This window comes from Klebsiella sp. 2019SCSN059 (genome assembly GCF_021739525.1).
Taxonomy (GTDB): Bacteria; Pseudomonadota; Gammaproteobacteria; order Enterobacterales; family Enterobacteriaceae; genus Klebsiella; species Klebsiella quasipneumoniae.
In genome coordinates this window covers 62,552-75,499 of the sequence record NZ_JAKKOM010000027.1, presented here as the reverse complement: position 1 = coordinate 75,499, position 12,948 = coordinate 62,552, and the positions used below count along the sequence as shown (strand labels likewise).

Genomic DNA, 12,948 nt, shown 5'->3' with positions numbered 1-12,948 from the left:
AGGGTAAAACAACCCCCTTGTTCGCAGTCCGGCCACTTGGCGTCCATCGGCGTCCTGATACCCCGGCAGGGTAAAACAACCCCCTTGTTCGCAGTCCGGCCACTTGGCGTCCATCGGCGTCATGATACCCCGGAAGGGTAAAACAACCCCCTTGTTCGCAGTCCGGCCACTTGGCGTCCATCGGCGTCCTGATACCCCGGCAGGGTAAAACAACCCCCTTGTTCGCAGTCCGGCCACTTGGCGTCCATCGGCGTCCTGATACCCCGGCAGGGTAAAACAACCCCCTTGTTCGCAGACCAGCCCCTTGACGCCCAGCGGTTTCATGACAACCCGGCAGGACAAAACAACCCCCTTGTTCGCAGTCCGGCCCCTTGACGCCCATCGGCTTCATGACAACCCGGCAGGGCAAAACAACCCCCTTGTTCGCAGTAACGCTATGACCGGTCTGTGACACCTGATGAATGGTTTTTGATTTACGCCCATATAAATTAGGTTGTTAGTAGAGAAAAAAATTTATTCATGCTGATAAGATTGGGAAAGGTGGCAGATCTGGATTGAGTAATTTTTTATTCGTAAATCAACTGAACAGGTAGGATATGGGAGAATTATATTTGCTGTTTGCTAAAGACAAAAATGGCATGTTATATGACACCTATCATGCCCGGCTAACATCTGACATTGATTACTATTGCACTCAATGCGGACGTCGCATTGATTATCAAAAAGAAGTTGAAATTGGAGACTTCAAACAACAGCATTTTTTTAAACACAGCGTGGCTGATGATAAAACTATAGAGATATGTGAAGAAAGCTATCTTAATGAAGCTATTAAAGATATCGCACATAGTATCCTAGCCACTGACGGCTTCATTCATGTGAGCCCAATGTTTAATAAAGGCCAGATTCAAGCACCGAGTAAAATTTTCGCACCTCATAACGTCATGATTTCACATGATGACCTCATAGGTTCCCAGCGAGTTGATTTCAAATGGACAAGTTCAAAAGGGAAATGCATGGGGTTAGTTTTCGTTGACCACAATGAAGTCATTGAAAACAAGGTGTATGACGTGACCGATTCAAAAGCCTTCATTGCCGAAATTAACCTTGCAATACTTAAAAGTCATCTACGTTCGATGATTAAATCAAAACATGGGATGGATACTGGATTAATCAACGCCATAAAGGGATTATTAACCAATAAAAATATATATAGCCGCTGGATCAGTTGGGACGGTAAAAAAACGAATTTTAGAATGTCTCCAGCTTACTTTCGTACCTTCAACAACTACGGATATGACAGTTACAAAAACATAGTTTCGCTGGATGGTTTTTTTCATCATGAAAATGATTACATTGACCAAAATACAAAGTCCGTTTTGAAGATGACAGGAAGGAAGTTTGATTTTCAAGTTAAAGAAATGACGTATAAGTTCAGCCTGGAACGAGGAAGTTACTCCGATACGTTCTATGTCGTCATCTATGAGAAAGAATGCGTTTTACTTGATTATGTACTCAATTCTGTTCCAGCTAATGACAATACATACAATCAGATTAAAGCTTTGTGTATAAAGCTCATTCGTATGTATGAATCTGCCATGCGTGGTTTAAGCCTTGCTGGTTAGGGCTGCGCCCGGCCTACTCACGAATAATCAGGGCCGTTTTCCGTCCAAAAAAAGCCTCCACCCCCTTTAAACTGGGGGAGGGGAGTAATAAACAGCAAAAACGGATCTGATCATGTCGAAAACGACGTTGATCATTTCTGGAAACCTCCCAGCAAAGCTGGTATCTATCGTCCTGAAGTGACGATTAACGAATCTAGAAAGTTACTTTCTTTGGTGGGGTAGGTCGGTGGTAGGAAAACGATGGTGACTCCAGGGCTAAGGCCCTAATCAGGTGTTAACCTAATCAGGGCTTACTTAGTGATAACTTAATTACTGAATTTGCGGAAATTCGATAATGAAGTTGCTTTCGCCGGTAGAGCCGTTTTCCGCTGTAAAAATTGGGACGGTTGAGTTTTCCCCGTTCCCAAGGTCTATCTGAATTTCTTTCGTCTCCCCAGGCTGGATCACGTTCCCCAGAATGTTAATCGCATAATCGGCATCCTTCCTGACCGTGATATTTGCTGTTTGTACGCCCTGCGCCAGTGAGCCATCGTTACGACGCAGCTGGCCCGTACGCATGACGGCCAGCGGTGTGTTATCGCTGGTTTTGAGCGCTTTCACCACGCCTAAAGTTTTCAGCTTCTCAAGGGTCACGAGATTTTTAGGGTAATAGGCAAACTGAATGCTTTTTTGTGTCGTGTTGCCTTTGGCATCGGTAGCAAAAGCGGTCAGTGTATATTTGTCCGTATCTGAATCCAGGCTGGGGAAGAGGCGAGGGTAGTCTGGGGTATAACTACCGTCCGAGTTCTGGTTAAAACCTAAGACAACGCTGTCAGACGCCGGTCCCCCTTTGAGCTCAAGCCGGACAAGGCTGGGGGCGGTTAACGCATCATTTAACGTTATGCTGATGTTCTCAAGCCCGTAAACGGTGGCTCCAGAGGACAGAGACGCATTTTCATAGTTGAAATTCACCACAGGAGGCGTCTTGTCGTTAATCAGGTTTATGAATGGTGACGATGTTTCATTGCTAAAGGTGTCCTTTGCCAGAAAGCTCAGGTTATATTTCCCTTCGGCCAGTTTGCTCAGGTCAAAACTGTATGTGTAATCCTCGCCAGAAAGGGCGGTCTGGGCACCAGATAACAACTGTCCACCAGTATCAGAATCTATCAGGGTAGCCGATTTTAGTTGCAGCAGATCGCGGAATTTACCGCGTCCAGGTTGCGTTACAAATAAAAGAACCTTTTTGTTTTCTTCCTGGTAACTGTATCCAGTAATTCTGGGTAGCAGGTCAGTATTCCAGTGGTGCCTTTTTTCAATAGATACTGATGAAAACGTTTTATCGAAATCAGTCAATCTGAAGGAGTAGGTCGTAATACCGTTCCCCGTTTTTGGGATGGACCAGGATACCGCACCGATACACTCAGTTTCGCCAGCTGGTACCTGACAAATCTCAGTATTACCACTCATCGCACGCTGAACGTAATTCCGTGGTGATGCCGTTATCCTTACAGAGCTGAATTTAACGGGCAGATCTTTGGTATTCCAAAGGTAGCTGCCTGCATTCGTTTCGCCTTTTTTGTCTGATGTTAACCAGGCCTCAGGTGCTGCCGGACTGACCGGAGCCTCACTCCCCAAATTGATATCATAGGAGAGTGAACCGCCGCCCCATTGATAGCCATTATGGATAGTGTAAGTGACTTTATAGGCGGTCTTCGCTGATACATAGCTGTACCCATTAGCCTCGGAAATTATCGTTCCAAACTTCAAACCAGCTTTATTGTATTCCCTGCGGTTATTCGATGGCACCCGATACACGAGTGTCAAAGGGTTCTGGTTTACAGTCATTCCCGGCTTATAAGCTATGTAACCTTCACTAAAGCCTGGAACCACGCTCGTTTTAGACGTGGGGTCATATACGGCAAACAGTGTGTATTCACCAAGATCCGAGTCAAATACAAACCTCTGGTCTGGCAATGCTTTACGGTTTCCCGCTTTATCATAGAGCGTTACACGAAAGCGGTATTCGACATCAGCGTTTGATACAGGCATCCAGGCGGAACGACTAAAATTACCTTTTGTCCACGGCACAGATAGCGATGCTGAACCACTGTCGTAAACCATATCAGTGATGGAATACACCGTATCGTCAGGCTTGATCACCTGGATAGTCGCTTTATCAAAACCGGTTGCAGCTTTGACATTATTCACATTCAGGTAGAGTTTTGCTTCAGCCCCCTGGCCCAGTTCCCAGCGATCACCAGTTAACACCATGTCGTATCCGGGTTTTTGGTCCACGCTCAGGTTATCGGATGAGGGGCCAGCAGTATCAATAATAAAATTGTGAGTCGTGCTGTCGATAACCGCGTTTTGTGTATTCAGGATATCCGAGGTTATGACATAACTCCCGTCACTCAAAGGCGGCAGTGTCACCGTTTTTCCGTAAAACTCTTCACCTGTAGAGGCCTTTATACGGTCATTGACCGTCACGCTATCTGTAGTAAAGCTATATACACCAACATTGTCTTTCTTTACCGTTACCTGAATTTTGCGATCGAGACCTGATATCAGCTTTACCTGAATTTTTTCGTTCGTATTCAGAACACCAGAATCCGCGCTGACTGATTTATCCGTTCCGTAGATATCCGTGATCGCATACTCATAGACACGAGCATATGAGGGGAGAGAAAGGGCGGTCAGTATTAGCGTAGTCAGTAATTTTATTTTCAATTTCATATCAAATTATTCCAGAAGAATATTGAAGGTTATGCCATGGCGATAATGATTTTCTTTTTCTGATTGCATGCATTTAACAGAGCCATGAGGCAAGAAAAGCCACCAGCCCCACGTAACAGAGGCGGTGGCCGTCGATAGTTAGTTAAGTTGCGGGAACTCGATGATGAAGTTACTTTGGCCTGTAGAGCCGTTAGCAGCCGGAAAAATCGGTACAGTGGAATTTGCGCCGGTTCCGAGGTCGAGCTGAATTTCTTTTGTTTCCCCAGGTTGGATCACCGTACCGAGAATGTTGATGGCGTACTCAGCATCACTTCGGACCGTGATATTGGCTGTCTGGATGCCTTGGGCAAGTGAACCATCATTACGTCGCAGCTGACCGGTTCGCATGACGGCCAGCGGTGTGTTGTCGCTTGTTTTCAGCGCCTTCACCACACCCAGCGTTTTGAGTTTTTCCAGGGTCACGAGATTTTTCGGATAGTAGGCAAACTGAATACTTTTCTGGGACGTGTTCCCTTTAGCATCTGTAGCATAGGCCGTGAGAGTGTATTTATCCGTCGACGCATCCAGAGTCGGGAACAGACGTGGGTAATCTGGTGTGTAGCTCCCGTCAGCATTCTGGTTAAAGCCGAGGACAACACTGTCAGATGCCGGTCCCCCTTTGAGCTCCAGACGGTCAAGAACTGGTTTGGTCAACGCATCGTTAAGGTTAACGGCGATATTCTCCAGTCCATAGACGGTCGTTCCGGAGGGGAGCGGGGCATTCTCGTAGTTAAAGCTGATTTCCGGAGGCGTCATGTCATGCACCAGCGTGATGAATGGCGACGTTGCCTCGTTTTCGAAAGTGTCTTTTGCCAGGAAGCCTAAATTGTATCGTCCTTCCGCCAGCTTACTCAGATCAAACGTATAGGTGTAATCTTCACCCGAAAGCGCAATTTTGGTTCCATTAAGTACCTGCACGCCGGTATCGGCATTAATCAGTTCAGCAGACTTGAGCTGGAGCTGGTCCCTGAAGTTGCCGTTACCGGGCTGCGTAACAAATAACAGCACTTTTTTCTTATCTTCCTGATAGTCATAGCCGGTGATTTTAGGAAGAAGATTGGTGTTCCAGTGGTTACGCCTTTCCGCATTTATTGAGGCTAGTGTTTTGTCCTCGTTATACATTCTAAAAGAATAGGTCACGCTACCATTACCACTTTGGGCAATAGTCCATGGTACCGGCCCGCTGCACTCAGTCTCGCCTGGCGGGATCTGACAAATTTCCAGGTTCCCTGTAAACGCTCTCTGGAGATAGTTTCTCGCAGAGGTACGAACTCTCGCTGAAATGAATTTCACCGGCAGATCGCTTGTCTTCCACAAGTAGTTAAAGGAATTGATTTCACCCTTTTTGTCCGTAGTGAGCCAGACGGTGGAAGGCGTTTCCGGACTTTCAGGGGTATCCGGCCCGAGTTTCAGATTGTAAGTCGCAGCAGCGCCACCCCACTGGTACCCGTTATGGATATCGTATCTGATGTTATACGGCGTTGTTGCGGCCACATAGACGTAGCCGTTGGCTTCGGAGATGATGGTGCCAAAACTTAAACCCGCTTTGTTGTATTTCCGGACGTTATTCGTCGGTAGCCGGTAGACGAGGGTAATCGGATTTTGATTAACCGTCATACCTGCTTTATACGCTACGTATCCCGAGGTGATCCCCGGCACCACGCTTGTCTGTGATTCGGGATCGCGTATTGCAAATAGGGTAAATTCACCAAGCTGGTTGTCGAAAACAAATTTCTGGTCAGGTAACACTTTACGTGAGCCTGCCTTGTCATAAAGCGTCACCCTGAAACGAAATTCAACGTCTGCATCCGATGTCGGCATCCAGGAAGCCTTTTTCCTTTCACCTAATGTCCAGGGAGCCGAAAGGGAAGAGGACCCACCATCATAATCCATGTCCGTGATTGAATAGACGCTGTTGTCCGGGTTGATGACCTGTAGCGTTGCTTTATCAAAACCGGTCGCGGCCTTAACGTTATTCACGTTCACATATAATTTTTGTTCAGCACCGAGGCCGAGCTCCCAGCGGTCTCCCTGTGTGACCATTTCATAGCCTGGTTTCTGAATAATGCTCAGATTGTCTGAGGTTGGCCCAACACTATCGATGGTGAAATCCTGAGTGGTTGAGTCGACCTGAATATCCTGTGTGTTAAGTATTTCAGAGATGACCTGATAGGGACCATCACTCAGGGGAGGAAGCGTGATGATTTTCCCGTAGAACTCTTCGCCCGTTGAGGCCTTAATTCGATCACTTACCTTAATGCTATCGGTGGTCGTGCCGTAGACCTCTGTACCGTCTTTCCTGACAGATACGTGTACTTTGCGATCGAGGCCGGAAATCAGGCTTAGCTGAATTTTTTCGTTAGTGTTAAGAATACCGGTTTCCGCACTGACTGATTTCTCAGCGCCATAGATATCCTTAATGGTGTACTCGTAGACCCGCGAATACGATGAAAAGGGGAGGGTCGCGAGGATTAACGTTGTCAGCAGTTTTATTTTGGTATTCATATCAAATCATTCCCAGCAGGCTTGAAATCAGAGTGAAGAAAGTTACTTTTCTCTCTCCCCGGCCGTCATATCCGCCGTGTCGTGTTTATCCAGAAATTACCGGCCACCAGCAGGGACCGGTAATCGTGAGCCGCTATTTAATTTGCGGAAACTCAATGATGAAATCGCTTTGCCCGGTAGCGCCGTTTGTCGCCGGGAAAATTGGGACCGTGGCGTTTACACCAGCGCCGAGGTCTATCTGGATTTCTTTGGTTTCGCCTGGCTGAATGACAGTACCCAGTATGTTGATCGCATAATCAGCGTCAGTCCTGAGCGTGATGTTGGCCGTTTGTACGCCCTGAACCAGGGAGCCATCGTTACGCCTCAGCTGCCCGGTACGCATGACGGCCAGCGGTGTGTTGTCGCTGGTTTTCAGCGCCTTCACCACACCCAGCGTTTTGAGTTTTTCCAGGGTCACGAGATTTTTCGGATAGTAGGCGAACTGAATGCTTTTCTGCGTGGCGTTCCCTTTGGTATCCGTTGCATAAGCCGTCAGCGTGTATTTATCGGTATTTTCGTCAAGGGTAGGGAACAGACGGGGATAATCTGGCGTATAGGAGCCATCGGCATTCTGGTTGAAGCCAAGGATCACACTATCAGATGCGGGGCCACCTTTGAGCTCAAGACGTTCCAGTACAGGCTTTGTCAGCGCATCATTCAGGCTGATCGCGATGTTCTCCAGCCCGTACACGGTAGAACCGGAAGCGAGCGGGGCATTTTCATAATTAAATATGACGTCCGGGGGAGTCATGTCGTTCACCAGCGTAATGAACGGGGATGACGATTCATTATCGAAGGTGTCTTTGGCAAGGAAAGAAAGGTTATATTTGCCTTCCGGGAGAGCTCCCAGATCAAACGTATAGGTGTAATCATCACCAGCAATCGCTGTATTGGTACCGGTTAACACCTGCACATTTGAATCTGCATTAATCAGAACAGCAGACTTAAGCTGCAATTTGTACCGTAAACTGCCGTTCCCCGGCAGATTCACAAATAGCAGAACCTTTTTCTTGTCTTCCTGGTAATCATAGCCAGTAATTCTGGGTAACTGGTCAGCATTCCAGTATTGCCGCCTTTCAGCATATTGTGAGAAAAGGGAGCCATCGGCATTGGTCATCTTGAAGAAAAACCCCATATGGCCGTTACCACTTTTTTGAATATTCCCTACAATTTTCCCTTCACACTCCAGTTCGCCGACAGGAATGTCACATAAGAAATCGCCGGTATTAGACATAGCCTTTTGGATGTAATTTCGTGCCGACGCTTTCACGCGGGCAGTAAGAAATGTCACCGGGAGATCGGATGTTTTCCAGAGGTAATCATATGAGCTTACCGCGCTTTTCTTGTCCGAGGTAATCCACACGTCAGGAGTAGTTGGGCTTACCGGCGCATCTGCACCCATTTTAATATTGTAGGTAACACTGGCTCCCCCCCACTGATAACCGTTATGGATAACAGAGAGCGTCTGGTAAGGGGTCGTGACCGACACATAGCTGTAGCCGTTCGCCTCAGAAATTATGTTCCCGAAGGCCAGCCCGCCTTTTCTGTACTCCCTGCGGTTCGTAGAAGGGACACGGTAGACAAATGTAATGGGGTTCAGATTGACCGTCATCCCCGATTTATATTCAACATAGCCTTTACTGAATCCAGGTATAACACTGGTTTCAGTTGTAGGGTCATACACCGCGACTAGCGTGTATTCGCCTAAATCCGAGTCAAAGATGAACTTCTGATCCGGCAGGACTTTTCGGGTACCGGCCTTGTCGTATAGCGTGACACGAAAGCGATATTCTGTATCCGCATTGGACACCGGCATCCAGTCGGCTTTAACCGCGCTCCCCTTAGTCCACGGAACAGAAAGCGATGCAGAACCGCTGTCGTAAACCATGTCCATTTTGGAATAGACGGTATTATCAGGATTTAGGATCTGGATAGTGGCTTTATCAAAACCGGCAGTCGCTTTCACATTTTTGACGGTGACATAGAGTTTTGCTTCTGCCCCCAACCCCAGCTCCCAGAGGTTTCCGGTAAGGACCATGTCATATCCCGGACGCTGATCAATACTCATGTTATCGGCAGTGGGGCCAGACGTATCAATCAGGAATGACTGGGTTGTCGAATCAATAAGGGCATCCTGGGTATTCAGTATTTCCGAGGTGATGGTATACAGCCCATCACTTAACGGGGGCAGGGTTATCACTTTCCCGTAAAACTCTTCATCTGATGATGATTTGATGCGGTCGGCAACTTTTACGCTTTCTGTCGTCGTGCTGTAGACATTCACGTCGCCTTTTTTCACCGTCACCCGGATTTTTCTGTCCAGTCCTGAAATCAGGCTAAGCTGGATTTTTTCCGTGGTGTTCAGCTTCGCTGAATCGGCGCTAACGGATTTCTCCACACCGTAGATATCTTTGATTGTGTACTCATAAACACGGGAATGGCCGGGCAATGAAAGGGTGCCGAGGATTAATGCCGCCAGAAGCTTGGATTTGAATTTCATATCAGTACCAGTCTAAAGCATGGTTAAAAGGTCGCATTGTGGGTCGCTCTTAACCACTGATGGAGCGATACATGCCTAAAAGTTACTTTCCTTCTCCGTTGAAAAAAAACGGATGTTTATGATTCTGCACTTCAGGCCAGCGGCTTATTTCACCTGCTGGAGAACAGCACGCCTGCTCTTCTGGACTGGCGAGTGTAATGAGCGATTCCACACCAGCGTGTTTTCGTAAATCGAGATGAAACCAAGACTAATCAGCTCCTGCTTAATCCGTTCGTTCAGCAATGAACAGGTCTTTTGCCCCGTCAAATTTGAAAGGTAATTTTGTAAGGCCTTTGGTGTGGCCGGGAGAGATTTAGGGGAGGATGCGCAGGAAAGCTTCAGTCTGTTAATCCAGTAGCCCATGTCATGCTCTTTGGCTTTCATCACTTTCATTGTTGAAGCCTTGTCTTTAACCGGTTGCGGAACGGGCAGGGCTGGAGAGATCCTTGTACAGCTGATCCCTGTTGCTTTCAGACGGGCAATAATACCGTCATAGCCCTTGTCACGGGAGATAACAGAGAAGTGTGACGTATCCCCGGCCAATGCGGTCAGTTGTCCGAGTTCCAGGACCAGATGGAAATCAACATTGTTTTTGGATACCTCAGTCGCCGGAATAATGCGTAAAGAAATTGCAGAGCTCAGGGACGTAACAGGAATTTTAATGTTTTCCTGTTTAGCGCCCGTGAAGAAAAGCACTTTGTCAAAGTCATGAAGGGAAACTCCCTCAAGGCTTCCGATATTTTCATAATCAATCAGGGCAATTCTGGTTTTGGGACTTCGCATTACTCTCTCCCGAAAAAAAAGGTTGAACCAAATATCAACCAAATCGACTACACCACATGCAGGCCAAAAGTAACTTTTATGCCTACGTACATTACCTGCACCCAGTAAAAGTGACTTTTTAAAGGGCAAATCCTGACTAAACGTCCAGCTCCTGATTCACCATGGCTACGGCCATTGGTCTGGAGCCACTGGTATCATCCACCTCGACGGCTATATCTATCCAACGGCTGGGATCTGAAACCCAGTCAATAAGCTCTTTTATGGACAGGCTGTGCCTGATCTCAATGTTTTTAATGCTGTCATTGCCAAACCAGTTAATCCGGTTCACATGCTGTTTTATGTAGTACACATCCCATGAGCCATGGCCCAGAAAGTCCTTACCCCACTGCCGTTTAAGCTCTCGCCAGTCACAGGGCAGAACGTCTGCACGAGAAAGACTGTCTGTTATCTGATAGATATCTGAAAACCCCACCTCGCTATCCGGGATCATTTCCAGGTACAGGTACCCGGCAACCGGATGCTTCGCGCTAATGACCACATTTTTGGAGCTCATCAAAGGTTCCGTTTTTCGTATGAACAGGCCTGACGCCAATAATCCAGTTATATCAAAATCGGCATCAGAAATTCCTGAATAACAGGACGAAAAAAAGCCTAAACGAAAAAAAATGCGATAGAAAAAATAGGGTCTTCCAGGAGCGATATATTTTGATATCGTCAAATAACTAATCCATCGGAGAAGTTCAAATGACGCCAGTATTCAGAGCGGGAAATGTGAAAACAGTACGCGCAGCAAGAAGAAAACGACACAGAAGGAGAGGGAGGCTCATTCACAGCCATGATGACAGTTTCATTACCAACAGACTCCTCGATCAGCTAACCGACGAGATGATGTATCAGGAAGCATTCAGAAAAAAGCTTATCGACGAACGATAAAAAAATACTCCACGGCCGAAAAGTACCTTTTAGCCGGAAAAAATCAAAATTCTCTATGTTAGATTATGACCAGTATTATTAGGTCAGAAGTAAACCAGTGCCCTGTCTGGTTAAAGGGAATGGCGGTAGCTTCTGAAAATTCAGCTTAACTTCCAGTTTATTCTAGCGGGATGTCTATGCATTCAACTCATCTGACGAAAAAGTTTAATATTCTGGCGGTCGTCTATTTCACAATCATTGCTTGTGGTCAGATTGTTCTTTTCCCTCATTCGCAGCCCATTTTTCTGGTCATCGTCACTATGGGTATTGCGGTTCGCTTATTTACCCTGCGGCCACAATATAAAAATTTACGGTTTCTGGTTTTGTCCATCATCTCACACCATCTTGTTTTTACCATTCTTACGCTCATCCAGCTCTATATCAATGCCAGGTATATCAGGGCCAGTTTCATTGAGTATCAGATGGTTTACGCGCCTTTGCTCATCGGGATGGGATATGTGTATTTCAACGTCTGGAGAGCGCGTACCTGACGTCCACCTGACCTCTTTGATTAAAGGAGCCTGAATGCTTCGTTCTACCCCCAAAATCACACCCCTGACCTTTTCTCCTGAAGAAATTAGTGGCCTACAGAACGGCCAAAAAACCCAGTTCCGCCGGGCACTGAAAGGTCGTGATGCTTTTTCAGAAAATATCACCTCCAGAGTAACTTCTGGACCTGCAATACCAGTCCTAAAATGCCCTTATGGTCAGCCCGGCGACCGGATTTGGATCAGAGAAACAGCAAGGACCGAGTGGCAGCAAGTACAGGAGTCCCCGCTAAGAGTTCAGACCGGTGTACGGTACCGCGTTGATAACGAGTACCAGGAACTGACCAGCGATTACCCGTGCCGGATGTTCCCTACAAAACGCCTGACATCACAAGGCGTGCCTGCGTGGGCAACGCCGGTAAGTATGCCTCGATGGGCTAGCCGGTATCTTCTCGAAGTCTGCGATACGCGCCTTGAGAAACTCTGCGATATCTCTGAAACCGATGCCTATGCGGAGGGGGTTCTCACTGAAGTGTGGGACCAGGTTGTCGTTGCCCGAAATTACGGTATACCCGATGCATTCTTTCAGTACTGGTCTGACGATATCGATCACTACGTCGAAATGAATGAACTGTACCGTAGCTCTTTCCAGAGCCTGTGGGATAAGATTTATGAAGCTGGAAGCTGGGCTTCTAACCCGCTCGTTTGGGTTGTCACGTTTAAATTACTGGATATCGACAGGGGGGAGAATGAATAACACGCCAGCTCTATACGAGGCTGTTGATTCAAAGATTCTGGAAAAGGTGGGTAAACATCCAAAAGCATTCGTGGATATATATTTTCCGGAAATATACACGCTTTGCGTGGAAATTCTTAATGACAATAAAAAAGAGCCTGCTCGTATACTCGACAGGCGACTACAGGCTCTACGAAAGAAAGGTTTGATCCATCACGTTACCGGGAAAGGTTGGGTTAAAATGATTCCCCAGGAAGGAAAGGAAGGAAATTCAGGGGGGTAGAGACTCCAGCTGATAAAATGAAATATCAGGGCTGTTCTTTTCATATGGAGTAAGCTGTTATGCTTTACCCATTTTTTGGAGCCCTGTGCTTCATTCTGACGTTATGCTTTTTAAGTATCAGCGGTATGATTATTCTCATCCATAAAACTGATTCTGTTCAATACAGCGTTCGGCGTTACCGATTTCTTTTACTCTGCAAGGCAGCTGGTGCAGTGAATTTTTTTATTACC

Annotated in this window: 9 protein-coding genes; 4 read left to right on the top strand and 5 right to left on the bottom strand. The window is 46.8% G+C overall.

Translation table 11 applies throughout. The annotated features are described in order from the left end of the window. The first annotated feature begins 596 nt into the window (after nucleotides 1-596). Nucleotides 597-1,622: a hypothetical protein gene (locus L2I46_RS22280; protein ID WP_017901050.1), complete on the top strand. Its 1,026-nt coding sequence runs from the start codon at nucleotides 597-599 to the stop codon at nucleotides 1,620-1,622. A gap of 309 nt (nucleotides 1,623-1,931) precedes the next feature. Here the strand turns inward: L2I46_RS22280 and L2I46_RS22275 are convergent, their stop codons facing one another. The 5 genes from L2I46_RS22275 to L2I46_RS22255 all read right to left on the bottom strand — a co-directional run bounded on the left by L2I46_RS22275 (nucleotide 1,932) and on the right by L2I46_RS22255 (nucleotide 10,957). Next, nucleotides 1,932-4,334 carry an Ig-like domain-containing protein gene (locus L2I46_RS22275; protein ID WP_024266204.1) on the bottom strand — a complete coding sequence of 801 codons (2,403 nt, stop codon included), beginning with the start codon at nucleotides 4,332-4,334 and terminating at the stop codon, nucleotides 1,932-1,934. 138 nt (nucleotides 4,335-4,472) lie between these two features. Then, the gene (locus L2I46_RS22270; protein ID WP_017901049.1) at nucleotides 4,473-6,878 is read right to left on the bottom strand and encodes an Ig-like domain-containing protein; all 2,406 of its coding nucleotides are present in this window, start codon (nucleotides 6,876-6,878) and stop codon (nucleotides 4,473-4,475) included. Between the two features lie 133 nt (nucleotides 6,879-7,011). Further along, nucleotides 7,012-9,417: an Ig-like domain-containing protein gene (locus L2I46_RS22265; RefSeq protein WP_017901048.1), complete on the bottom strand. Its 2,406-nt coding sequence runs from the start codon at nucleotides 9,415-9,417 to the stop codon at nucleotides 7,012-7,014. A 144-nt stretch (nucleotides 9,418-9,561) separates the two neighbouring features. Then, the gene (locus tag L2I46_RS22260; protein WP_009652509.1) at nucleotides 9,562-10,239 is read right to left on the bottom strand and encodes a PIN domain-containing protein; all 678 of its coding nucleotides are present in this window, start codon (nucleotides 10,237-10,239) and stop codon (nucleotides 9,562-9,564) included. Nucleotides 10,240-10,375: 136 nt separating this feature from the next. Next, nucleotides 10,376-10,957 (bottom strand): hypothetical protein, encoded by a 582-nt coding sequence (locus L2I46_RS22255; protein ID WP_024266206.1) that lies wholly within the window; start codon nucleotides 10,955-10,957, stop codon nucleotides 10,376-10,378. Between the two features lie 391 nt (nucleotides 10,958-11,348). Between L2I46_RS22255 and L2I46_RS22250 the strand changes: the two genes are divergently transcribed. From L2I46_RS22250 to L2I46_RS22240, 3 genes are read left to right on the top strand one after another with little or no spacing between them, the layout of a single operon-like run. Then, nucleotides 11,349-11,702 carry a hypothetical protein gene (locus tag L2I46_RS22250; RefSeq protein WP_017901046.1) on the top strand — a complete coding sequence of 118 codons (354 nt, stop codon included), beginning with the start codon at nucleotides 11,349-11,351 and terminating at the stop codon, nucleotides 11,700-11,702. A gap of 34 nt (nucleotides 11,703-11,736) precedes the next feature. Beyond that, nucleotides 11,737-12,456 carry a hypothetical protein gene (locus L2I46_RS22245; protein WP_017901045.1) on the top strand — a complete coding sequence of 240 codons (720 nt, stop codon included), beginning with the start codon at nucleotides 11,737-11,739 and terminating at the stop codon, nucleotides 12,454-12,456. Continuing rightward, nucleotides 12,449-12,718, top strand: a complete 270-nt coding sequence (locus tag L2I46_RS22240; protein ID WP_017901044.1) for a hypothetical protein — start codon at nucleotides 12,449-12,451, stop codon at nucleotides 12,716-12,718. Before L2I46_RS22245 ends, L2I46_RS22240 begins: the two co-directional genes overlap by 8 nt. Nucleotides 12,719-12,948 lie beyond the last annotated feature (230 nt).